We start from the raw sequence: 23,365 nt of genomic DNA, 5'->3' as shown, positions 1-23,365 counted from the left end.
TTCGGTCGCCCGGCCGTGGGTACCCGAAGTCAGGCCCAACGCCCGACCAGACGGGAGCACATCATGCCCAAGACCAACCGTGACGGATCGGCGAAGAAGTCCGAGCTGCCCAGCACGCTGAAGAAGTCTCCGAAGAAGGCGCAGCGCACGTTCGCCAAGGCTCACGACTCCGCGGCGGAGGAGTACGGCGAGGGGGAGCGCGCGCACCGTGTCGCCTACAGCGCCGTCAAGCACAGCTTCGAGAAGGTCGGCGACCACTGGGAGCCGAAGGACGAGAAGGGTCCCTCCGATCAACGTGCGCGCAGCGGCGGACCCGACGCACGCGGGGAGACCGCGGAGGGCGTCGATGCGAACGCCAGCAAGAAGCACCTGATGGACGTCGCTCGTCGTCTCGACGTCTCCGGACGCTCGACGATGTCCAAGGACGAGCTGGTGACGGCGATCAAGAAGGCGAACCGCCGCGAGACCGCGGCGAAGCGGTAGGCGTCAGCTGGCCTCGAAGGTCTCCAGCAGCGAGCGTTCCTGCTCCGCCCTCATCTGCCGCCTGGCCTTGCCACGGGTGATCAGGATGCCGGTGACCGCCACCGCCCAGACGACGTACTGGACCGTCCAGGCCACCCGGAACGCGTCGAAGGAGTAGCCGCCCCTCGCGTCCAGGATGGCGCCCATCGACTGCATGACCAGCAGGGCGGCGAGGAAGCCGCCCATGTTAACCATGCCCTGGGCGGTGCCCAGCGTCGCGCTCGGATTGAACGTCCGCGCGAAGTCGAACCCGACCATCGACCCGGGGCCGCCGACCGAGATCACCACGACGAGCACCACCAGCAGCCACAGCGGGGCGCGGTCGGGGAGTGCGAGCACGACGGTCCAGATCAGCACGTTGCTGGCGATGATGATCAGGACGAACCACGACCGTCGATGGGGCAGCCGGCCGGTGAGGATGCCCAGCACGACCCCGGCCGAGATGGCGGCGACCACCGAGACGGTGAGCAGTGCGCCCGCGGCGTGTGTCGAAAGACCCTGTGCGACCGTCAGGTAGGGCACACCCCACATCAGCGCGAACACGGTGACCGAGAACTGCGTACCCATGTGGGTGAAGAACCCCAACCGGGTGCCCGGACGGAGCCACACCGTCTTGACGCTGGCCAGTGTGCCCCGCACCGTCAACGTCTCGGTCGCCCGGACCCGGCCGCGCGGGGTGTCCCGGACGAGAGCGAAGGCAAGGACCATGGCCAGCGCGCCGAAGGCCGTCACCGAGACGTACGCCGTCGCCCAGCCGGCGCTCGCCAGGATCGCGAGGAAGGGGATCGCCGACAGGACCTGCCCGAACTGCCCGCAGATGCCGGTCAATTGGGTGAGCAGCGGTACCCGCCGCGGCGGGAACCAGTGCGGGACGAGCCGCAGCACCGAGATGAAGGTGACGGCGTCGCCCAGTCCGACGATCGCACGGGCGCCGAGCGCCAGGGGGAGCGAGTCCGTCAGCGCCAGCGTGACCTGCCCGGCCGCCATCAGCGCCGCGCCCGTGACGATCAGGACGCGCGACCCGTAGCGGTCGAGCAGCAACCCCGCGGGGACCTGCGCACCGGCGTAGACGACGACCTGCAGCACCACGAACGTCGACAGGACGCTGGGTCCCGCGGAGAAGCGGTCGGCGGCGTCGAGGCCGGACACGCCCAGCGTCGTGCGGTCGAGGACGGCGACGATGTAGGCGAGGAGCCCGGTCGACCAGATGATCCAGGCGCGCACTCTTCCCATCGTCTCGCACCGACGGCGGTTCGGGCGAATCGAGGTCGCCGACGTGATGGACGCCTCAGAGGCGGGTCGTCGCCGGGTCACCGCCGATGCGCTGAGCCAGCCACACCGGCACGATCGCCACCAGTGTCAGGGCCGCGGCCACCACGTTGATGACGGGCGCCTGGTTGGGGCGGAACAGGTTCCCGAAGATCCAGATCGGCAGGGTCTGCACCGCAGGGCCCGCGGTGAAGGTGGTGACGACGATCTCGTCGAAGCTCAACGCGAAGGCCAGGATCGCGCCGGCGACCAGTGCGCCGCGCATCATCGGGAACGTCACGTAGCGGAACGTCTGCCACGTCGACGCGCCGAGGTCCGCCGAGGCGTCCTCGAGATGGGTGCCGAGCCGTCGGAGGCGGGCCTGGGTGTTGTTGAAGACGATCACGATGCAGAACGTGGCGTGGCCGACGACGACCGTGGCCATGCCAAGGGTCACGCCCAGGGCGGAGGTGAACGTCGCGTTCAGCGCGATGCCGGTCACGATCCCCGGCAGCGTCAACGGCAGGACCACCAGGAAGCTGATCGTGTTGCGGCCGAAGAAGTCGTAGCGCTGCACGGCGAAGGCAGCCATCGTGCCGAGGACCAGTGCGATCGCGGTCGCGGCCAGTCCGACGACGACCGAGTTGGCCAGCGAGGTCCACATGCCCTCGCTGTTGGCCGCAGCGCGCCACCACTGAAGGGTGAACCCGCTGGGCGGGAACGCGAACGACCGTGACGCGTTGAAGGCGTTCACGAGGACCAGAAGCAGTGGCGCGTACAGGAACACCAGAACCAGCACGGTCCACGCGCGCAGCCCTCGCCGGGCGGAACGGGACAGCATCAGACGTTCTCCAGGGCACCGGTCCGGCGCATGGCGAGCAGGTAGGCGATGATCGCGAGGAGCGGGATCGCCGAGAGCGCCGCGGCCAACGGCTGATTGTTGGCGGTCACGAGCTGGCCGTAGATGACGTTGCCCAGCAGTTGACTCTTGCCGCCCACGATCGTCACCGCGATGTAGTCACCCATCGACAGCGAGAACGTGAAGATCGAGCCGGCAGCGATGCCGGGGAACACCAGGGGCGCCATCACCATCCGCATCGTCGAGAGATCCGAGGCGCCGAGGTCGGAGCTGGCGTCGATCAGCGAGTCGGGCACCCGGTCGAAGGCCGCGAACACCGGAATGATCATGTACGGCAGCCAGAGGTAGGTCAGGGTGATCACGGTGGCGGCGAGGCCGTACCCGGGGGAGTAGCCGGTGGCCCAGTCCAGCGGACCCTCCGGCGACAGCAGCATGCGCCAGGCGTAGGCCTTGACCAGGTAGCTGGCCCAGAGCGGCGTGGTGACCGCCACGACCAGGACCAGCCGCATCCGCGGCGTCGCCACCTTCGCCATGAACAGCGCGAGCGGCACGGCGAGCGCCGCGCAGATGACCGTGACGAGCAGCGCCACGCCCACCGTGCGCAGCGTGACCGCCCGGAACAACTCGTCGGTGACGACCCGGACCACGTTGTCGGTCGTGAACTCGTGCAGGACGGCGCCGGTGAACGAGCTCCTGGTCCAGAACGCCGAGACCAGCAGCACGGCAAGCGATCCGAGGTAGGCCACCACCAGCCACGCCAGCGGCGGGACCAGCAGGACCGCGAGGCCCGCGCGACGGCCGAGCCCGCGCCGGCCGGCGCGCGCGGGAGGTGGTGGTGCGTCCGTGGTGGCTGCCGTCACCCCTTGATCTGCTGCCACTTGTCGACCCACTCGTCGTAGGTGGTGCAGTTGTCACCGCTGCCGTCGACGCACTGCTTCTGCGGGGTGGTCCAGTAGTGGATCTGGGCCGCGAACTCCTGGTCGGTGGCGTGGTAGATGTCGCAGTAGTCCTTCTCGGTGGTGAACTCGCAGGCCTTGGTCTGGCCCGGCGCCTCGCCGAAGTACTCGGCGGCCTGCGCGTTGACCTGGGGTGAGGTGATCCAGTTCATCCACTCGTACATGCAGTTCGGGTGGGCGGCCTTGGACGACACCATCCACGTGTCCGACCAGCCGGTCGCACCCTCCTTGGGCAGCACGGTGTTGACCTGGACCTTGTTCTCGGAGCCGATGGTGTTGGCGATGACCTGCCACGTCGTACCGATCACCGACGTGCCGGACTCGAAGGCCTGCACCTCCTTGGTGTAGTCCGACCAGTACTCCCCGATGTTCTCGCGCTGCGCCTTCAGCAGCTCGACGGCGGCGTCGAGCTGCTCGGCCGTCAACGAGTACGGATCCTTGATTCCCAACTCCGGCTTGCTCTTCGACAGATACAGCGCGGCATCGGCGATGTAGATCGGCGAGTCGTAGGCCGTGACCTTGCCCGCGTACTTCCCGGCGTCGGTGAACACCGCGCCCCACGAGTTCGGCGCATCCCGCACGACGTCGACGTTGTACATCAGGAGATTGGCACCCCAGCCGTGCGGGATGCCGTACATCTGGCCGTCGACGGAGTTCCACGGCTTGTCCTTGAGGAACCCGGAGATGGTCTCGTAGTTCGGTACCAGCGAGGTGTTCACCGGCGCGACGTCACCGGCGTACAGCAGCCGCAGTGTCGCGTCACCCGACGCCGAGACCCCGTCGTACTGGCCGCTTCTCATGAGCTGCACCATCTCGTCGGACGTGTTGCCGATCTTGATGTTGACCTTGCAACCGGACTGCTTCTCGAACGGCGTCACCCAGTCGACGGCCGGGTCGTTCGATCCGTTCTCCGCATAGCCCGCCCACGCGATCAGGTTGAGTTGGCCCTCACCCGCGCCGAGTGCGCCCAGGGGCTCGATCTTCGGCGGCTCCTCGCCGGTGCCGCCGCCGGAGCCGCTCGAGCAGGAGGCGACGAGGGCGACGCACGCGGTCAGCGCCAGTCCCAGTCGGATGACGTGGCTTCTCATGAGGGCTCTCCTCCGTAGTGATGGTTCGGTCGGTCGTGGCGTCAGGTGGACAGGTCGTGCACGGCGTTCTCGGGCCAGGCCAGCGTGATGCGGGTGCCGTGGTCGAGGTCCCGTGCCCACGTCGCGCTGGCGCTGAGCACCGTGGCGGTGAGCGTGACCCCGGGCGCCGTGATCGCCGCGACCCGCGTGGTGGCGCCGGAGTAGATGACCTCGGCGACCGTCGCCTCGACGGTGCGCATGCCCGCGGCGCCGACGTCGTCGGCGGGGAGGACGGCGATGTTCTCGGGACGAACGGAGAACGATCCCGACCTGCCGATCAGGGCGCGGGCGTCGTCGCCGTCGAACACGTTGGACGTCCCGACGAAGTCGGCGACGAAACGGTTGGCGGGATGCTCGTACACCTCGCGGGCGGCACCCACCTGCTCGATGCGGCCGTCGTTGAACACGGCCAGGCGATCGCAGAGGGTCAGCGCCTCGTCCTGGTCGTGGGTGACGATCACGAAGGTGATGCCGATCTCGCGCTGGATCGCCTTGAGTTCGACCTGCATCTGCTCGCGCAGCTTGAGGTCCAGCGCGCCCAGCGGCTCGTCGAGCAGCAGCACCCGTGGCCTGCCGACCAGCGCACGAGCCAGGGCGACGCGCTGACGCTGACCGCCCGACAGCTGAGTCGGCCGCCGCGGCCCGAAGTCGGCGAGTCGCACCAGCTCGAGGACCTCCGCGGTACGGGTCCGGCGTTCGGACCTCGACACGCCCTTCACCTTCAAGCCGTACTCGACGTTCTCCGCCACGGTCATGTGCGGGAACAGTGCGTAGTCCTGGAACACCGTGTTGACGTCGCGCAGGCGTGCGGGCACCCCGACGACGTCGGTGCCGCCGAGGCGGATGGTGCCTGCGGTCGGTTCGTCGAATCCGGCGATCATGCGCAGCACGGTGGTCTTGCCCGATCCCGAGGGGCCGAGGATGGCGAACAACTCGCCGTCGAAGACGGTCAGGTCGGCGCCGTGGACGGCCACGACCTCGGCGCCGCGTCCGTTCCCACGATCCGCGAACACCTTTCGCACCCCGACCAACTCGATCTGCGGTTCGGAGGTTCGGGTGTCGGTGCCGGCGGTGGTCGACGCGTCGGTCCGTCCGGAGAGCATGGCTGATCCTATGAATTCGGTGGCGATCCTGCAGCGTCATGTCCGATTACGCATGTTCGATGCCTCTGACCCACGGGTTCCGCAGCGGCGCTCACAGTCGTCCTACAGCGATCGGGTGCCGCCGGACGGGTTGTGCGGTCGCTCAGCCTAGGCTCGGCGGCGTGGACGACGGAGGCATGGTCGCGGGTCGCCGACCCAGGAAACTCGTCATCGGGGCGAGCGGCTTCCTCGGTTCGCACGTGACGCGCCAACTCGTCGCCGCGGGCGAGGACGTCAGGGTCATGCTGCGCCGGACGAGTGCCACCCGCGGCATCGACGACCTCCCGGTCGAGCGCTGTTACGGCGACGTCTTCGACGACGCTGCGCTCGCCGCCGCGATGAGCGGCTGCGACGTGGTCTACCACTGCGTCGTCGACGCCCGCATGTGGCTGCGTGACCCGGCACCGCTGTTCCGCACCAACGTCGACGGTCTACGGCACGTCCTCGACGCCGCCGTGACGGCGCGACTCCGACGGTTCGTCTACACCAGCACGACGGGCACGTTGGCGATCAACCGCACCCGGCCGGTCACCGAGAACGACCCGCACGACTGGGACGGCGGTGGGCCGTACGTCCAGGCGCGCGTCGAGGCCGAGAACCTGGTGCTGAGCCATGCACGGGACAGGGGATTGCCGGCCGTCGCGCTCTGCATCTCCACCACCTACGGTCCCGGGGACTGGGCACCCACTCCGCACGGTGACCTGATCGCCCGTGTCGCCGCCGGGCGCTTTCCGTTCTACCTCGGTTTCTCGTCCGAGGTGGTCGGCATCGAGGACGCCGCCCGAGCGATGCTGCTGGCAGCCGACCACGGCTCGCCCGGTGAGCGGTACATCGTCTCGGACCGCTACCTCAGTTCCCGGGAGGTGCACGCCGTCGCTGCCGAGGCCGTCGGCAGACGGGCGCCGCGCATCCCGCTGCCGCTGCCGCTGCTGTATTCGGCGGCCCGGATCAACGACGCGGCGTCCGCGGTGCTGCGACGCGACCTGATGTTCGCTGCCGTCGGCATCCGCATGGCGGACCTGATGTCACCCCTGGATCACACCAAAGCGGAGCGGGAACTCGGATGGACGCCGCGGCCGGTCGAGGAGTCCATCGCGGCGGCGGCCCGGTTCTTCCGGGACCGGGCGCGCTGACGGTCGCCGGCGCGCCCTGTGCCGCCGGGAGGCGATCGGAAGGCGACCAGGATTCGAATGTTACCGATCAGTAAGATTGCCCAGCAAACAACCGGCAGCGGCTGCCCGTCATGACTAGACACTCGGCCGTCCGATGTCCTGTTGCGCCGTCGAGGGTCGGGACGAATCGAAGGGTTCGAAAGCTAGATAACGATTTGATAACAATACCGCCGTGATCAGCGCCGTTGTGGTTACTCGACCGTAACCACGTTCCAACAGGACATTTGTCCCGGAAGGTCGACGGGCGCCGTCTGGCCCGCGTTACGCATTGGGTGGTTACTCGAGCGTAGAACTCGTCAGTAACCATTTTCGGCCCGAAGTCCGCCTTGCCTCTTATGACACTCTTACAAGGGCTGACACGCACGCCAGGTCCTCGACGAGAGGCCCCGGATGGCGTCCCCGGCGCCGGACCACGGCACCGGGTCTCAGCTTCGATTCGACGCCGAATCGCCCCTCGCAGAGCAGCGAGGTCCGCAGCCGGGACGACACGCCGCAGACGAGAAATACGCGCGACAGCGCACGAGGAGATGGCAAGACGTGACGATCAACGAACACAGGATCTCGACCGGACGCAAGGCTGCGGCCACCGACAGGTCGGCGCATGGCGCCCAGGCGCTCGTCGACCTCCTCAACGCCGGCGAGCCCTACGCCGTGGCGTTCGGCGGCCAGGGCGGCGACTGGCTGGAGAACCTCGAGGACCTGATCAGTTCGGCCGGGATCGAATCCGAACTCAGCGAGGTCGTCGGCGAGGCGGAGCTGCTGCTCGAGCCCGTCGCCCGTGAGCTGGTGGTCGTCCGACCGATCGGCTTCCAGCCCATGCAGTGGGTGCGCGCCCTCGCCGCGGACGAGCCGCTGCCGAACACCAAGCAGTTGGTCACCGCCGCCATCTCGGGCCCCGGCATCCTGCTCGCCCAGATGGCCGCCATGCGCGCCGTCGAACGCCAGGGCCTCGACCTACAGGGCACGCCGCCCGTCGCGGTGGCGGGCCACTCGCAGGGCATCGTGGCCGCCGAGTCGCTCAAGGCCGGCGGTGCACGCGACGCAGAACTCCTCGCGCTGCTCCAACTCATCGGCGCCGCCGGATCACTGATTTCGCGCCGGCGCGGCATGGTCGGCCGCGGCGACAAGTCGCCGATGGTGTCGGTCACCAACGTCGACCCCGACCGCATCGTCGAACTCCTCGAGGACTTCGCGACCGACGTCCGCACCGTCCTGCCGCCCGTGCTGTCCATCCGCAACGGCAGGCGCTCCGTCGTCATCACCGGCACGCCCGAGCAACTGTCCCGTTTCGAGCTCTACTGCTCGAAGATCACCGAGCGGGAAGAAGCCGAGCGGAAGGCGAAGCTCCGCGGCGGCGCCGTCTTCAGCCCCGTGTTCCACGGTGTCCAGGTCGAGGTGGGCTTCCACACGCCGCGCCTCGCCGACGGCATCGACGTCGTCGACGGGTGGGCCGCCCGCACCGGGATCGATGCCGACCTCGCGCACGCCATGACCGAGGCGATCTTCGTCAAGCCGATCGACTGGGTCGCGGAGGCGGACCGCCTGCACGACGCCGGCGCCACCTGGATCGTCGACCTCGGCCCGAGCGACACCCTGACCCGCCTCACCGCGCCGGTGATCCGCGGTCTCGGCATGGGCATCGTGCCGGCCGCCACCCGCGCCGGTCAGCGCAGCCTGTTCACCGTGGGCGCCGCCCCCGAGATCGCCCCGAAGTGGTCGAGCTTCGCCCCGTCGGCGATCGAACTGCCGGACGGCAAGGTCAAGCTGTCCACGAAGTTCACCCGCCTCACGGGTCGCTCGCCCATCCTGCTCGCCGGCATGACGCCGACCACCGTCGACGCGAAGATCGTCGCGGCGGCGACCAACGCCGGACACTGGGCCGAACTTGCCGGTGGCGGACAGGTCACCGAACCCATCTTCGACGCGCGCATCGAGGAGCTGACGCAGCTCCTCGAGCCGGGCCGCGCCGTGCAGTTCAACTCGCTGTTCCTCGATCCCTACCTGTGGAAGCTGCAGGTGGGCGGCAAGCGCCTGGTGCAGAAGGCGCGCCAGTCCGGCGCTCCGATCGATGGCCTGGTGGTCACCGCCGGCATCCCGGAACTCGAGGAGGCCACGGCCCTCATCGAGGAACTCAACGACATCGGCATCACCTACGTCTGCTTCAAGCCCGGCACCGTGGACCAGATCAAGTCGGTCATCAAGATCGCCGCCGAGGTGCCCGAGCGTGACGTCATCGTGCACATCGAGGGCGGTCGGGCCGGCGGTCACCACTCCTGGGAGGACCTCGACGACCTGCTGGTGTCCACCTACGGGGACCTGCGGAAGTCGTCCAACATCACGATCTGCGTCGGCGGTGGCATCGGTACGCCCGAGCGGGCCGCCGAGTACCTCTCCGGCCGCTGGGCCACGCAGTACGGCTTCCCGCTGATGCCGGTCGACGGCATCCTCGTCGGCACCGCCGCCATGGCCGCACTCGAGGCCACCACCTCGCCGGCGGTCAAGCAGCTGCTGGTCGACACCACCGGCACCCCCGCATGGGTGGGCGCCGGCAAGGCGCAGGGCGGCATGGCCTCCGGCCGCAGCCAGCTCGGCGCCGACATCCATGAGATCGACAACGCCGCGTCCCGCTGTGGCCGTCTGCTCGACGACGTGGCCGGCGACGCCGACGCGGTCGCCGAGCGACGCGACGAGATCATCACCGCGATGGCCAGCACCGCCAAGCCCTACTTCGGCGACGTCGCCGACATGACGTTCCTGGGCTGGCTGCAGCGCTACGTCGACCTGGCCGTCGGTGACGGCCAGAGCACCGCCGACACCTCGAAGCCCGGGTCGCCGTGGTTGGACGTCAGCTGGCGTGATCGTTTCGAGGAGATGCTCAAGCGTGCCGAGGCGCGTCTCAACCCCGCCGACTCGGGTCCGATCCCGACGCTCTTCGGTGCGGACGCCGAGGGCGAGGCGCTCCTCGAGGACCCGCGGCGAGCCATCGCCGTCCTGCTCGAGAGCTACCCCGACGCCGAGACGGTCAAGCTGCACCCCGCCGACGTGCCGTTCTTCTTCACGCTCTGCAAGACGCTGGGCAAACCGGTCAACTTCGTACCCGTGATCGACAAGGACGTCCGCCGCTGGTGGCGGAGCGACTCGCTGTGGCAGGCGCACGACGCCCGCTACACCGCCGACGAGGTCTGCATCATCCCGGGCACCCAGGCCGTCGAGGGCATCACGCGCGTCGACGAGCCGGTCGGCGACCTGCTCGATCGCTTCGAGCAGGCCTCGATCGACGAGGTGCTGTCCGCCGGCGTCCGACCCGTCCCCGTGGTATCGCGTCGGCAGGCGCGCCGCGACGTGACCGGTCCGCTGGCGGTCGTCCTCGACTCGCCCGACGTCCTCTGGGCCGGCCGGACCGCGATCAACCCGGTGCACCGGATCGGTGAGCCGCGGGAGTGGCAGGTCAACGAGAACCGTTCGGCCACACACCCGTCCACGGGTGCGCGACTCGAACTGGCCGGAGACGGGGCGGTCACGCTCAGCCTGCCGCTGTCCGAGGTGTGGATCACCATCCGGTTCACACTTCCCGCGACCACGGTCGACGGCGGCATGCCCGTCGTCACGACCGAGGACGCCTCGGCAGCGATGCGCGCCGTCCTGGCCATCGCCGCCAACGTCGAGGGGCCCGAGGCGCTCCCGCCCGTCGAGAACGACAGCACCACCGTCACCGTCTCCTGGGATCCCGAGGAGGTCGCCGACCACACCGGCGTCACCGCCACGTTCGGTGCGCCGTTGGCCCCCGGGCTCACGCTGGTTCCCGATGCCCTGGTCGGCCGCTGCTGGCCTGCCGTGTTCTCCGTGATCGGTTCCGCGCTCACCGAGACCGAATTCCCGGTCGTCGAGGGTCTGCTCAGCCTGGTCCACCTCGACCACGCCGCCCACCTGCTCGCGCCGATGCCGAATGAGCGGGCCGAGTTGACCGTCACCGCAACGGCTTCCGCTGCGGTGGACACCGAGGTCGGTCGCGTCGTCCCGGTCGACGTGACCGTCGCGGACGCCTCGGGCACCGTGCTGGCCACGCTGGCCGAGCGCTTCGCCATCCGTGGCCGCAGTGGCTCGGTCGAGCTGGCCGATCCGGTCCGCGCCGGTGGAGCGATCACCGACAACGCCACCGAGACGCCTCGTCGCCGGCGTCGGGACGTCACCGTCACCGCGCCCACCGACATGAGCGCCTTCGCGGTCGTGTCCGGTGACCACAACCCGATCCACACCGACCGGGCCGCGGCACTGCTCGCCGGGCTGAAGACGCCGATCGTGCACGGCATGTGGCTCTCAGCCGCCGCGCAGCACGTCGTCACCGCCACCGACGGGCGGGCGACCCCGCCGGCCCGCCTGGTCGGCTGGACGTCGCGCTTCCTCGGCATGGTCCTACCCGGTGACGAGATCGAGTTCCGCGTCGACCGCGTCGGCATCGACCGCGGCGCCGAGATCATCGAGGTGACGGCAAAGGTCGCAGGCGAACTCGTCATGGCCGCGACGGCGCAGCTCGCCGCCCCCAAGACCGCATATGCCTTCCCCGGCCAGGGGATTCAGTCCAAGGGCATGGGCATGGAGGTCAGGGCCCGGTCCAAGGCCGCACGCAAGGTGTGGGACACCGCGGACAAGTTCACCCGCGAGACGCTCGGCTTCTCGGTGCTGCACGTCGTCCGCGACAACCCGACCAGCCTGATCGCCAGCGGCGTGCACTACCACCACCCCGAGGGCGTGCTGTACCTGACGCAGTTCACCCAGGTCGCCATGGCGACGGTCGCGGCGGCCCAGGTCGCCGAGATGCGCGAGCAGGGAGCCTTCGTCGAGGGCGCGATCGCCTGTGGCCACTCGGTGGGCGAGTACACCGCCCTGGCCTGCGTGTCCGGCGTCTACCCGCTGGAGGCACTGCTCGAGGTGGTCTTCCACCGCGGCAGCAAGATGCACGACATCGTGCCGCGCGACGAGAACGGCCGGTCGAACTACCGACTGGCCGCCATCCGGCCGTCCCAGATCGACCTGGCGGACGACGACGTCACCGACTGGGTCTCCGAGATCGGCGAGCGCACAGGCGAATTCCTGCAGATCGTCAACTACAACCTGCGTGGCTCGCAGTACGCGATCGCCGGCACCGTCCGCGGGCTCGAGGTCCTCGAGGAGGAGGTCGAGAAGCGTCGCGAGATCTCCGGCGGCAAGCGCTCGTTCATCCTGGTGCCCGGCATCGACGTGCCGTTCCACTCCGAGGTGCTGCGGGTCGGCGTCGCCGACTTCCGCCGCTCGCTCGAGCGGGTCATGCCGCGTGACGCGGATCCCGAGCTGCTCGTCGGCAAGTACGTCCCCAACCTGGTGCCGCGGCCGTTCACCCTCGACCGCGACTTCATCCAGGAGATCCGGGATCTGGTGCCCGCCGAGCCGCTCGACGAGATCCTCGCCGACTACGACACCTGGCGCACGGAGCGGCCGCGCGAGCTGTGCCGCAAGATCGTGATCGAGCTGCTGGCATGGCAGTTCGCCAGCCCGGTGCGCTGGATCGAGACGCAGGACCTCCTGTTCATCGAGGAGGCCGCCGGCGGACTCGGCGTCGAGCGCTTCGTCGAGATCGGCGTGAAGTCCGCGCCGACCGTGGCGGGCCTGGCCACCAACACGCTGAAGCTGCCCGAGTACTCGCACAGCACCACGGAGGTGCTCAACTCCGAGCGCGACGCGGCGGTGCTGTTCGCTACGGACACCGACCCGGAGCCCGATGACGAACCCGCCGAGGACGGTCCGGCCGCTGCAGCGCCGGCCGCCGAGGCTGCGCCCGCCGCTGCCCCGGTCGCCGCACCCGCGGCGCCGTCGGGTGGACCGCGTCCCGACGACCTCGGATTCGACGCCGCGGACGCGACCGTGGCGCTCATCGCCCTGTCGGCCAAGATGCGGCTCGATCAGATCGAGGCGCTCGACTCCATCGAGTCGATCACCGACGGTGCGTCCTCCCGCCGCAACCAGTTGCTCGTCGACCTGGGCTCCGAGCTGAACCTCGGCGCGATCGACGGTGCCGCGGAAGCGGATCTGGCCGCGCTGAAGGGCCAGGTCTCCAAGCTCGCCCGCACCTACAAGCCGTTCGGCCCCGTGCTGAGCGACGCGATCAACGATCAGCTGCGGACGATCCTCGGGCCGTCGGGCAAGCGTCCGGCCTACGTGACCGAGCGCGTCACCAAGACGTGGGAGCTGGGTGCCGGCTGGGCCAAGCACGTCATCGTCGAGGTGGCACTCGGAACCCGTGAGGGGTCCAGCGTGCGTGGTGGCGGACTCGGTGGGCTGCACGACGGCGCCCTGGCCGACGCCGCAGCCGTGGACAAGGCGATCGACGCCGCCGTCACCTCGGTGGCCGCCCGCAAGGGCGTCGCCGTGACGCTGCCGTCCGCCGGTGGTGCGGCAGGCGGAGTCGTGGACTCGGCGGCTCTCGGCGAATTCGCCGAGAAGGTCACCGGTCGCGACGGCGTACTGGCCTCCGCGGCCCGACTGATCCTCGGCCAGCTCGGCCTGGACGCCCCGGTGAACACCGCCGACACGGTGTCCGACACCGAACTGATCGACCTCGTCAGCGCCGAGCTCGGCTCGGACTGGCCGCGCCTGGTGGCGCCGACGTTCGACAGCCGCAAGGCCGTGGTGTTCGACGATCGATGGGCAAGCGCGCGTGAGGATCTCGCGCGGCTGTGGCTGGCCGACGAGGCCGACATCGATGCCGACTGGTCGACCCTGGCCGAGCGGTTCGAAGGCGCAGGCCACGTCGTGGCCACCCAGGCGAACTGGTGGCAGGGCAAGGCCCTCGCGTCGGGTCGCAACGTGCACGCGGCGCTGTACGGCCGCGCGGCAGCAGGAGCGGAGAACCCCGCCACCGGTCGCTACGCCCACGAGATCGCCGTCGTGACGGGGGCCTCCAAGGGGTCCATCGCGGCATCGGTCGCGGCGAAGCTGCTCGGTGGCGGCGCGACCGTGATCGCGACTACCTCCCGGCTGGACGACGACCGGTTGAGCTTCTACAAGACGCTCTACCGCGAGCACGCCCGGTTCGGTGCGACCCTGTGGGTGGTGCCGGCCAACATGGCGAGCTACTCCGACATCGACGCCCTGGTCGACTGGGTCGGCAACGAGCAGGTCGAAAGCCTTGGCCCGCAATCGATCCACCTGAAGGACGCCCTGACGCCCACGCTGCTGTTCCCGTTCGCGGCGCCGCGCGTGGCAGGTGACCTCTCCGAGGCGGGGTCTCGCTCCGAGATGGAGATGAAGGTCCTGCTGTGGGCCGTCCAGCGGCTCATCGGTGGGTTGTCGCACATCGGCTCCGAGCGCGACATCGCCTCACGGCTGCACGTCGTCCTGCCCGGTTCGCCGAACCGCGGCATGTTCGGCGGAGACGGCGCGTACGGCGAGGCGAAGTCGGCCCTCGACGCGGTCGTGTCGCGGTGGAAGGCCGAGACGTCGTGGTCGCAGCGAGTCAGCCTGGCGCACGCCCTTATCGGCTGGACCAAGGGCACGGGTCTGATGGGCCACAACGACGCCATCGTCGGTGCGGTCGAAGAAGCCGGTGTGACCACCTACAGCACCGAGCAGATGGCAGCCATGCTGCTCGACCTGTGCGACATCGAGTCGAAGGTCGCCGCCGCGCGTTCGCCGATCAAGGCCGACCTCACCGGTGGTCTCGGCGAGATCGACATCGACATGGGTGCGATCGCCGCCAAGGCCCGCGACGAGATGGTCGCCGACACGGCGCCGGACGAGACCGACGACGACTTCGGCACCATCCGTGCGCTGCCGTCGCCGCCCCGCGGTTACACGGCGGCACCGCCGCCGGCGTGGGACGACCTCGACGTCGACCCCGCCGACCTCGTGGTGATCGTCGGTGGAGCCGAGCTGGGACCGTACGGCTCGTCGCGGACCCGCTTCGAGGTCGAGGTGTCCGGCGAACTCTCTGCCGCGGGCGTTCTCGAGCTGGCCTGGACCACCGGTCTGGTCACGTGGGAGGACGACCCGAAGCCGGGGTGGTACGACACGCAGACCGGTGACATGGTCGACGAGGGCGAACTGGTGGAGCGCTACCACGATGCCGTCCTCGAACGGGTCGGCATCCGCGAGTTCGTCGAGGACGGTGCAATCTCGGCGGATCACGCCTCCCCGCTGCTGGTTTCGGTGTTCCTCGAGAAGGACTTCTCCTTCGTGGTGTCGTCCGAGGCCGACGCACGTGGCTTCGTGGGCTTCGATCCGGAGCACACCGTGATCGCGCCGGTGGCCGACAGCGGCGACTGGCAGGTCACCCGCAAGGCGGGCACCGAGATCCGCGTGCCGCGGAAGGTGGAGCTGTCCCGGACGGTCGGGGCGCAGATCCCGACCGGCTTCGATCCGGCCGTCTACGGCGTCAGCCAGGACATGATCAACTCGATCGACCGCCTCGCGCTGTGGAACCTCGTGACCACGGTGGACGCGTTCCTGTCCTCCGGCTTCACGCCCGCAGAGCTGATGCGGTGGGTGCACCCCAGCATGGTCGCCAGCACCCAGGGCACCGGCATGGGCGGCATGACGTCGATGCAGACGATGTACCACGGCAACCTGCTCGGCAAGAACAAGCCGAACGACATCCTGCAGGAGGTCCTGCCGAACGTCATGGCGGGCCACGTCGTGCAGTCCTACATCGGCAGCTACGGCGCGATGATCCACCCCGTCGGCGCGTGCGCCACCACGGCGGTGTCGGTCGAGGAGGGCGCGGACAAGATCCGGCTCGGCAAGGCCGAGTTCGTCGTCGCCGGCGGTTACGACGACCTGACGCTGGAGGCCATCATCGGCTTCGGTGACATGTCGGCCACCGCCGACACGGCGAGCATGCGCGCCAAGGGGATCAGCGACTCGAAGTTCTCCCGTGCCAACGACCGGCGCAGGCTCGGCTTCGTCGAGGGCCAGGGTGGCGGCACCATCCTGCTGGCACGCGGCGACCTGGCGCTGGAGATGGGTCTGCCGGTGCTCGCGGTCGTCGGATACGTCGCGTCGTTCGGCGACGGCGTCCACACGTCGATCCCGGCACCTGGTCTCGGCGCGCTCGGCGCGGGTCGTGGCGGGCGCGAGTCACAGCTGGCGAAGTCGCTGGCGAAGCTCGGCGTCGGCCCCGACGACATCGCACTGGTCTCCAAGCACGACACGTCCACGCTGGCCAACGATCCCAACGAGACCGAGTTGCACGAGCGTCTCGCGAAGGCGATGGGTCGGTCCGAGGGCAACCCGCTGTTCATCGTCAGTCAGAAGAGCCTGACGGGTCACAGCAAGGGTGGTGCGGCGGCGTTCCAGATGATGGGCATGTGCCAGATGCTGCGCGACGGGGTCATCCCGCCGAACCGCAGTCTGGACTGTGTCGACGAGGAGATGGCGCATGCATCGCACTTCGTGTGGGTGCGCGAGACGCTGGAACTCGGTGACAAGTTCCCGCTCAAGGCGGGTCTGATCACCAGCCTCGGGTTCGGCCACGTGTCGGGTCTCATCGCGCTGGTTCATCCGCAGGCATTCCTGGCCGCTCTCGACGAGCAGCAGCGGGAGGACTACGTGCGGAGGTCCGGCGACCGCGTGCTGACCGGGCAGCGCAGGCTGGCCTCGGCCATCGCCGGCGGTCCCGCGCTGTACGAGAAGCCCGCCGACCGTCGCTTCAACCACGACGCCGCGGAGAGCGAGAAGCGGCAGGAAGCGGCGATGCTGCTCGACGTGGATTCGAGGCTGGGCGAGGACGGCTGGTACGCGAGGTGACTGCCCGCGTGGCGCTCCGACGGCACGAGCTAGCTTTCACGGAATGAGCATCGTGGGAGTCGGTATCGACCTGGTCTCCATTCCCGACTTCGCCGAGCAGGTGGACCAACCTGGCACGGTGTTCGCGGAGACCTTCACGCCGGGGGAGCGCCGCGACGCCGCCGACAAGAGTTCGTCGGCGGCGCGGCACCTCGCGGCCCGCTGGGCTGCCAAGGAAGCCGTCATCAAGGCGTGGTCGGGTTCGCGGTTCTCGAAGCGGCCGGTGCTGCCCGAGGGGATCCACCGCGACATCGAAATCGTCACCGACATGTGGGGACGTCCGAGGGTGCGGCTCACCGGCGCGATCGCCGAGCACCTCAAGGACGTCACGATCCACCTGTCGCTGACCCACGAGAACGACACCGCCGCGGCCGTCGCCATCCTCGAGACGGGTGCCTAGCCAGCGGTCTTCTTCGCCGAAATGGCATTCCCTGTCGTCAACCGTGCGGCTTGACGACTGTGCGTTCTGGTTCGGCGCAGCACGAGGCCGGCGAGCGTCGTGCCGCACCAGCGGCCCACTAGCCTGGCCGCTATGAGCGAGTTGGTGGAGAGCGTCCGCGAAGTCCTGCCGTCCGTGCGAGCCGATCTCGAGGATCTGGTGCGCATCGAGTCGGTCTGGGCCGACCCGGCCCGCCGCGACGAGGTGCACCGCAGCGCCGACGCCGTCTCGAAGCTGTTGTCCGCCGCCGGATTCGAGGACGTCCGCATCGTCAGCGAGGGCGGTGCCCCCGCTGTGATCGCGCACCATCCGGCTCCGCCCGGCGCGCCCACGGTGCTGCTGTACGCCCACCACGACGTGCAGCCCGAGGGGGACCGGGGGCAGTGGCAGTCGGCGCCGTTCGAACCCACCGAACGCGACGGCAGGCTGTACGGCCGCGGCACCGCCGACGACAAGGCGGGCATCGCCACGCATCTCGCGGCGTTCCGCGCACACGGCGGCAATCCGCCGGTCGGCGTCACCGTCTTCGTGGAGGGCGAGGAGGAATCCGGTTCGCCGTCGCTGTCGGCTCTGCTGGCCAAGCACCGGGAGGAGCTGGCCGCGGACGTCATCGTCATCGCCGACTCGGACAATTGGAGCACTGAGATCCCATCGCTGACCGTGACGCTGCGCGGGATGGCCGACTGCGTCGTCGAGGTCTCGACGCTCGACCACGGACTGCACTCCGGCATGTGGGGCGGGGTGGTGCCCGACGCACTCAGTGCGCTGGTGCGGCTGCTCGCAAGCCTGCACGACGACGACGGCAACGTCGCTGTCGAGGGTCTGCACGAGGCCGTCGCGGCCGACGTCGACTTTCCGCCCGAGCGGGTTCGCGCCGACGCCGGACTGCTCGACGGCGTCACCGAGATCGGCAGCGGTTCGGTGGTACAGCGGCTGTGGGCGAAGCCGGCGATCACCGTCATCGGGATCGACACGACGGCCGTTGCGTCGGCGTCGAACACGCTGACCCCGCGGGCCAAGGCCAAGGTGAGCATGCGGATCGCGCCGGGCGGTGACGCCCGCGAGCACCTCGACGCGCTGATCCGGCACCTCGAGCAGCATGCGCCGTGGGGCGCCCGTGTCACGGTGACGCCCGGCGACGTCGGCCAGCCCTACGCCATCGACGCGAGCGGGCCCGTGTACGACGCCGCGCGTGCCGCCTTCCGGCAGGCCTGGGGGGTCGACGCCGTCGACGCCGGGGTGGGCGGCTCGATACCGTTCATCGCCGAATTCGCTGCCGCATTCCCCGAGGCGAAGATCCTCGTCACAGGGGTGGAGGATCCGAACACCCAGGCGCACAGCATTGACGAGAGCCTGGATCTCGGGGTGCTCGAGCGCGCTGCGACGGCCGAGGCTCTGCTGTTGGAGTCCCTAGGTCAGACCGAGATGTCGCGTCGCAGCTTGGCGACGTGACCGGTGGCCTTCACGTTGTACTGAGCCACCTCGATCTTGCCCTGCTCGTCGACGACGAAGGTCGACCTGATCACGCCCTTGACCGTCTTGCCGTACATCGTCTTCTCGCCGAATGCTCCCCACGCCTCGAGCGTCGAGCGCTCCGGGTCGGACAGCAGCGGGAAGGTCAGTTCCTCGGCGTCGCGGAACGCGGCGAGCTTCTGCGGCTTGTCGGGTGAGATGCCGAGGACGTCGAGGCCGGCGCCGTTCAACTCGGCGAGGCTGTCCCGGAAGTCGCATGCCTGCTTGGTGCAGCCCGGGGTGGATGCGGCGGGGTAGAAGTAGACGATCACCTTGCGCCCGGCGAAGTCCGCGAGGCTGACGGTGTTGCCGTCGGCGTCGGGCAGGCTGAACGCGGGGGCGACGTCGCCAACCTCGAGACGTGCGGTGGGAGCCATGGTTGTCCCTCTCTGAACGGCTTCGCCGGTCCCCACGAGTCCGTGACGTGGCCGGGGCGCGCGAAGCGACGGGGTAGTGCCTGAACTAGGGTAGTGCGACAGGCGCGAGGCGAGTTGGAGGGCTGTTGTGGCGGATAGAGATCCGGACACCATCAAGCGGGAGATCGACGAGGCGCGTGATCAATTGGCGGTAACGGTCGACAAGCTCGCCGTGCGCGCCAACCCGCGTCGCATCGCCGACGAGGTCAAGGCCGGAATCGTGGGGTTCGTGAAGAAGCCTGCGGTGACGGTCACGCTCGCGGGCGTCGGAGCCGTGGTGTTCGTACTCTTCGTCAGGCGCGTCCGGAACCGCTGACCGTCGTGGGCAGACGCGCGATCAGCGACGTCGCCCGAACCTGAACCAGTCGAGGATCGAGAAGCGCGGCGGGTTCGCCGTCCGTCCGAGCCGGCCGCAGGAGAGCACGTTGATCGGCGTTTGGCCGGTCACGGCGTCGTCGTGCTCCGTGTCCGGAACCCGGGTCGGGGTGTGTGCGCTGAACGTTGTCATCTAGCTAATACCTCCCTTTCCCGTGTTGCCCGTTGGCGCGTACCGCCGCCGTTTGCTCTAGCTAATTTCGTAAGACTAGCAGGGATCTTTACTTTCGTGCGCACTAAACGATGCGAATGGCCTGCTGATGCCCATCTTGGCAGCCCATCGGTTTCGGATTGCCAGTCGAAATAGACGGGTATGCGCGGTTTCAGCACATGGTTGGAGTCTCAGCAGGATCGACGGGGTGACGTTCACCACAGTGCCCGCCGCAATCTCGCAAACGTCGCCTGGGGCCGAGTCGGCTGAAGCGGCGCGGCGTCCACCCCCCGGGTGAACGCCGCGCTACCACCGATCAGTTGTCGTTCGTGCTGCTGCTGCTGCCACCGGTGCTGCTGTTGGTCTTGCTGTTGCTGCTGTTGTTGCCGTTGTTGCTCGAGGAATTGGTGCTCGAGTTGTTGTTGGACTGGTTCCCGCCGGCGTTGGCCGAGGAGTTCGTGCGGGCGTTGCCGCCGACCGCAGTGCCGCCGCTTGCCGCGCCACTCCGGGAGGACCCGGTGTTGGTCGCTGCCCCGCCGCGGGCCCGTCCGCCCGTCGTGGTGCCGCCCTGAGCGGCTCCACCGGTGCCGCCTTCGGCGGTCTGGTCGCCGAGCGTTGCGTCGCCGCCCGTACCGCCGCCGTTCACCGCGCTGGCGGAGGTGTCACCGTTCGTCCCCGTGGCGGCAACCACTCCGCCGGTGGTCTGATCGCCAGTCCCCTGACCGCCGACGGCAGGAGCTCCGACACCAGCGCCGGCGCCGCCGACACCCGTCTGCGCGCCCGTCGCCACCTGCGTGGCCAGGCCGCCGAGCGCGACCGGGACCGCTGCCGCGACGGCGCCGATGCCGCCGACGCCGAGGCCGGCGATCGGCGCGGCGACGTTGGCACCACCGGTGGCCAGGCCGCCGAGTGCCGGGCTCAGGCCGACGGTCGCGTCGACCGCAGCGCCGCCGATCGGCACGCCGAGAGTCGTGGCTGCGCTGGTGGCCACGCCGCCGACGGCCGCGCCGCCGATGGCCGGCGCAGCGTTGGTCGCGATACCGCTGGCGATGTTCGGGCTCAGGATCGGAATGTTGTTCTGCGCGTTGCCGATGTTTCCGTTGGCGAAGCCGTACTGGCTGCTGTTGCCGTTGCCGTTGTTGCCGGCGATGTTGGCGTCGTTGCCGCTGAACAGCCACCAGCTGCTGTCAGCGGACGCGGTCGGTGCGAGTACCGCGGACAGGGCGCCCAGGCCGATGGCGCATCCCGCGAACGTGGACACGCCGATCGTGCGCATCCGCGACGAGGACCCGGGGGTTCTTTGGGAGATTTCCTTGCTCATTTTCAGTTCCTTTCAATTGCCGTGTAGTTCATGTCCGACGTCGGCCTGACACCGCTGTCGGGAAGATCTGTCTTGCTTCGAAGTAATGCGTTGTGCAACGTCGGGTGACACTGCTGGTCTGGTCACTGCATCCGCACCTCCCCAGGGCTCAGATATCTAGTCATCGGAACCGGGGGAGCCCCCGGTGTCGTTCGAAGGGCCGGAGCCAGTCGACGGGCTCCTCCCGGCCGGCTTGGCTGCCTGCGGAGCCTTCGTGGCACCACGGGAAACCGTCGTGCCCCCGCTGTTTCCAGCGCTTCCGGCGTTGGTGCCCGGTGCCGGACCCGCGGAGTTGGTGACACCAGCCGCACCGGCCGAGGCCGAGCGGAGACGTTGCTGTGGTCGATCCCGTTCCACGAGGATGGGATCTGCGTCATCGGTCCGTCCCCGTCGGGTAGTCGAGGCCGCTTGCGTGGTGACGTCGGTGCTTGCCGTGTCGTCCTGGCCCGAGTCGTCGTCTCCGTACACGCCGGGGTCGAGATCGTAGGGCTGTGGCTGCGGCGTGGTACCGCTCGGCCGCCGGCCGGTGCTGATACCGACGTTCCACTGATCGTTGTAGATGTTGCTCGAACCGGCGGCGGACTGCATGGTGTTGCCGTTGCCGGACATGCCGACGTAGAGGCCGGATGAACCGCCTGCCACGGTGCCCAAGGTCGTGCTGCCGTTGCCGTTCCGAGTCGCATCGTTCGTGGTTGCCGTGTTGTTGCTGGTGTTGCCGTTGCCAGTGCTGAATTGCGGGTTGATGATGTTCGAGGAGAGCGCGGCCGCCTGAAACGTGTTGCCGTTGCCGATCAGCCCGCCGAGCACGCCGTATCCGAGGGCCCCTGCTGTCACATGGGTCTCGGTGTCGCTGTCGTTGCCGTTGTCCACGGACAGGTTGGTGACGGCGACGTTGTTGCTGATGTTCTCGCCGCCGATGCTGAACTGCGGGTTGTAGATGTTCCCGGACCCGAATGCGAGCTGGACGACGTTGCCGTTGCCGATCATGGAGCCAAGCCAGGCTCCGCCGCCGGATGCGGAGCGGGCGCGACTGTTGTTGCCGTTGTCGGCCGCCACGTTGTTCAACGTCATGTTGTTACTGGTGTTGTTACCGCCGATGGCCACCTGCGGATTGAAGATGTTGTAGGACAGGACGTTCAGCTGCACCACGTTCCCGCCGCCCGCCGAGGCGCCGATGGCAGCCTCTGCGGCGCGTCTGCCGGACGTCACGCCATCCTCGCCGTCGTTGCCGTACCCGGTCGACACGTTCCCGACTATGGAGTTCTCGCTGATGTTCGAGTGTCCGATGCGGAACTGAAAGTCGAAGACGTTCCCCTCGAAGACGTTGATCTGGATGAGGCGCCCGTGGCCCTGCGCGTCGAGAGTCGGAATCGTGATCGTGATGGCGCCTGCAACGGGAGCGGCGAGTTCCATCCCGACCCCGATGCACGCCGCTGCGCCACCCACCGCGATGCCGCGCGTGAGGGCTGAATGCCTCCTGGGCGCGCGGTGCGCACCCCCTCTGCGCTGCCGCCGGTTGGCGCCGTTGCCATCCGGAGTCATCCCGGTCCCCTTGTCGACAGTGCAGATGTAAATTCGCGAATTGCTAAACGGAGAGTATGACTTTGCTGAGTGGTGTGTCAACTGTCACACTCAGGATTTCCTCAGTTTTTGGGAGGCGCGCCTGTCGCGTGGCAGTCGCAGTGTCGGCGGCCGGCCCCAGGCAGAGTCGAAGACCCGACAATAACCCGTCTTATCAGTGACAATGATCAACGTGAGCGATGCCGCGCACGGGTTCGCCGCGTCGATCATGCCGACCGTCTATGGCAGCGCGGGATCCGTGGTGGTGTCGACGTCGGCGAGTTACCTGGATTTGGCTAGATAGCTGATCTTGTGATGCTAGTGTGCTCAAAAATTTTTGTCTCTGACGGCAAATATGGCCAAGAACATCAGATGAGGTTTGCTCGCAGCGAACTTCGCCCAGCTCGATGGCGCCGAGGAATCTCACCGTTTTCCTTCGGCCCTCGGACCTGCAAGGAGGGTCGGACACGGGCCCACATCACAACGCAAAACGGGCCAGGCGATTGCCTGGCCCGCTGCGTATACGTGGTGCGCCGTCAGGGTTTCGAACCCCGGACCCGCTGATTAAGAGTCAGCTGCTCTACCAACTGAGCTAACGGCGCGCGTGGAAGACGATAACAGGCGTCGCGGCACAGGTGAAATCCGAACGGGCGACGATTCCGGGCCGACTGTAACGATCGCGCCCTTGTCTGCGGTTTCCCTTAGACTAC

16 protein-coding genes and 1 tRNA gene are annotated in these 23,365 nt (G+C 68.7%); 7 read left to right on the top strand and 10 right to left on the bottom strand.

Annotated features, from left to right (window positions below; translation table 11 throughout):
• Window positions 1-63 precede the first annotated feature (63 nt).
• Window positions 64-483 (top strand): ChaB family protein, encoded by a 420-nt coding sequence (locus G6N64_RS24810; RefSeq protein ID WP_163800472.1) that lies wholly within the window; start codon window positions 64-66, stop codon window positions 481-483.
• 3 nt (window positions 484-486) lie between these two features.
• Here the strand turns inward: G6N64_RS24810 and G6N64_RS24805 are convergent, their stop codons facing one another.
• The 5 genes from G6N64_RS24805 to G6N64_RS24785 form a co-directional block, all read right to left on the bottom strand.
• Window positions 487-1,746 carry an MFS transporter gene (locus tag G6N64_RS24805; protein ID WP_163800471.1) on the bottom strand — a complete coding sequence of 420 codons (1,260 nt, stop codon included), beginning with the start codon at window positions 1,744-1,746 and terminating at the stop codon, window positions 487-489.
• Between the two features lie 64 nt (window positions 1,747-1,810).
• A complete protein-coding gene (locus G6N64_RS24800; protein WP_163800470.1) occupies window positions 1,811-2,611 on the bottom strand; it encodes an ABC transporter permease in 801 nt (266 codons plus the stop codon).
• Window positions 2,611-3,489 carry an ABC transporter permease gene (locus G6N64_RS24795; protein ID WP_163800469.1) on the bottom strand — a complete coding sequence of 293 codons (879 nt, stop codon included), beginning with the start codon at window positions 3,487-3,489 and terminating at the stop codon, window positions 2,611-2,613. The genes G6N64_RS24800 and G6N64_RS24795 overlap by 1 nt, the downstream gene beginning before the upstream one ends.
• Entirely contained in the window at window positions 3,486-4,673 is a 1,188-nt protein-coding gene (locus G6N64_RS24790) for an ABC transporter substrate-binding protein (RefSeq protein WP_163800468.1), read from the bottom strand. Before G6N64_RS24790 ends, G6N64_RS24795 begins: the two co-directional genes overlap by 4 nt.
• Before the next feature lie 41 nt (window positions 4,674-4,714).
• Window positions 4,715-5,815 carry an ABC transporter ATP-binding protein gene (locus G6N64_RS24785; RefSeq protein WP_163800467.1) on the bottom strand — a complete coding sequence of 367 codons (1,101 nt, stop codon included), beginning with the start codon at window positions 5,813-5,815 and terminating at the stop codon, window positions 4,715-4,717.
• A gap of 176 nt (window positions 5,816-5,991) precedes the next feature.
• On the opposite strand from G6N64_RS24785, the gene G6N64_RS24780 reads away from it, so the two are divergent.
• The 4 genes from G6N64_RS24780 to G6N64_RS24765 all read left to right on the top strand — a co-directional run bounded on the left by G6N64_RS24780 (window position 5,992) and on the right by G6N64_RS24765 (window position 18,733).
• Window positions 5,992-6,987 (top strand): NAD-dependent epimerase/dehydratase family protein, encoded by a 996-nt coding sequence (locus tag G6N64_RS24780; protein WP_163802097.1) that lies wholly within the window; start codon window positions 5,992-5,994, stop codon window positions 6,985-6,987.
• A gap of 576 nt (window positions 6,988-7,563) precedes the next feature.
• A complete protein-coding gene (locus G6N64_RS24775) occupies window positions 7,564-16,803 on the top strand; it encodes a type I polyketide synthase (protein ID WP_163800466.1) in 9,240 nt (3,079 codons plus the stop codon).
• 43 nt (window positions 16,804-16,846) lie between these two features.
• Window positions 16,847-17,242 carry a holo-ACP synthase AcpS gene (acpS, locus tag G6N64_RS24770; protein ID WP_163800465.1) on the top strand — a complete coding sequence of 132 codons (396 nt, stop codon included), beginning with the start codon at window positions 16,847-16,849 and terminating at the stop codon, window positions 17,240-17,242.
• 132 nt (window positions 17,243-17,374) lie between these two features.
• Window positions 17,375-18,733 carry a dipeptidase gene (locus G6N64_RS24765; protein WP_163800464.1) on the top strand — a complete coding sequence of 453 codons (1,359 nt, stop codon included), beginning with the start codon at window positions 17,375-17,377 and terminating at the stop codon, window positions 18,731-18,733.
• Here G6N64_RS24765 and bcp read toward each other — a convergent pair.
• Entirely contained in the window at window positions 18,697-19,170 is a 474-nt protein-coding gene (gene bcp, locus G6N64_RS24760; RefSeq protein ID WP_163800463.1) for a thioredoxin-dependent thiol peroxidase, read from the bottom strand. The two genes, G6N64_RS24765 and bcp, sit on opposite strands and share 37 nt — an antisense overlap.
• 127 nt (window positions 19,171-19,297) lie before the next feature.
• Between bcp and G6N64_RS24755 the strand changes: the two genes are divergently transcribed.
• The gene (locus tag G6N64_RS24755) at window positions 19,298-19,525 is read left to right on the top strand and encodes a DUF3618 domain-containing protein (protein ID WP_163800462.1); all 228 of its coding nucleotides are present in this window, start codon (window positions 19,298-19,300) and stop codon (window positions 19,523-19,525) included.
• A gap of 21 nt (window positions 19,526-19,546) precedes the next feature.
• On the opposite strand, the gene G6N64_RS24750 is transcribed toward G6N64_RS24755, so the two are convergent.
• The 3 genes from G6N64_RS24750 to G6N64_RS24740 all read right to left on the bottom strand — a co-directional run bounded on the left by G6N64_RS24750 (window position 19,547) and on the right by G6N64_RS24740 (window position 22,340).
• Window positions 19,547-19,717, bottom strand: coding sequence for a hypothetical protein (locus G6N64_RS24750; protein WP_163800461.1), 171 nt, complete (start codon window positions 19,715-19,717; stop codon window positions 19,547-19,549).
• Between the two features lie 334 nt (window positions 19,718-20,051).
• Window positions 20,052-20,996, bottom strand: coding sequence for a hypothetical protein (locus tag G6N64_RS24745; RefSeq protein ID WP_163800460.1), 945 nt, complete (start codon window positions 20,994-20,996; stop codon window positions 20,052-20,054).
• 216 nt (window positions 20,997-21,212) lie between these two features.
• The gene (locus G6N64_RS24740; RefSeq protein ID WP_163800459.1) at window positions 21,213-22,340 is read right to left on the bottom strand and encodes a hypothetical protein; all 1,128 of its coding nucleotides are present in this window, start codon (window positions 22,338-22,340) and stop codon (window positions 21,213-21,215) included.
• A gap of 33 nt (window positions 22,341-22,373) precedes the next feature.
• On the opposite strand from G6N64_RS24740, the gene G6N64_RS24735 reads away from it, so the two are divergent.
• Window positions 22,374-22,565 carry a hypothetical protein gene (locus G6N64_RS24735; RefSeq protein WP_163800458.1) on the top strand — a complete coding sequence of 64 codons (192 nt, stop codon included), beginning with the start codon at window positions 22,374-22,376 and terminating at the stop codon, window positions 22,563-22,565.
• Window positions 22,566-23,181: 616 nt separating this feature from the next.
• Here the strand turns inward: G6N64_RS24735 and G6N64_RS24730 are convergent.
• Window positions 23,182-23,257: transfer RNA gene (locus tag G6N64_RS24730), tRNA-Lys, on the bottom strand.
• Window positions 23,258-23,365 lie beyond the last annotated feature (108 nt).

This window comes from Mycolicibacterium sediminis (assembly GCF_010731735.1).
Lineage (GTDB): Bacteria > Actinomycetota > Actinomycetes > Mycobacteriales > Mycobacteriaceae > Mycobacterium > Mycobacterium sediminis.
Note: the sequence above shows the minus strand (reverse complement) of the source record. Positions and strands in the feature narration are given on the sequence as shown.

What these genes read in the sequence shown, in the direction of transcription:
- G6N64_RS24810 (WP_163800472.1), top strand. Translation starts at nt 64, where the DNA reads ATGCCCAAGACCAACCGTGACGGATCGGCGAAGAAGTCCGAGCTGCCC.
- G6N64_RS24800 (WP_163800470.1), bottom strand. Translation starts at nt 2,611, where the DNA reads ATGCTGTCCCGTTCCGCCCGGCGAGGGCTGCGCGCGTGGACCGTGCTG.
- G6N64_RS24790 (WP_163800468.1), bottom strand. Translation starts at nt 4,673, where the DNA reads ATGAGAAGCCACGTCATCCGACTGGGACTGGCGCTGACCGCGTGCGTC.
- G6N64_RS24785 (WP_163800467.1), bottom strand. Translation starts at nt 5,815, where the DNA reads ATGCTCTCCGGACGGACCGACGCGTCGACCACCGCCGGCACCGACACC.
- G6N64_RS24780 (WP_163802097.1), top strand. Translation starts at nt 5,992, where the DNA reads ATGGTCGCGGGTCGCCGACCCAGGAAACTCGTCATCGGGGCGAGCGGC.
- acpS (WP_163800465.1), top strand. Translation starts at nt 16,847, where the DNA reads ATGAGCATCGTGGGAGTCGGTATCGACCTGGTCTCCATTCCCGACTTC.
- G6N64_RS24765 (WP_163800464.1), top strand. Translation starts at nt 17,375, where the DNA reads ATGAGCGAGTTGGTGGAGAGCGTCCGCGAAGTCCTGCCGTCCGTGCGA.
- bcp (WP_163800463.1), bottom strand. Translation starts at nt 19,170, where the DNA reads ATGGCTCCCACCGCACGTCTCGAGGTTGGCGACGTCGCCCCCGCGTTC.
- G6N64_RS24750 (WP_163800461.1), bottom strand. Translation starts at nt 19,717, where the DNA reads ATGACAACGTTCAGCGCACACACCCCGACCCGGGTTCCGGACACGGAG.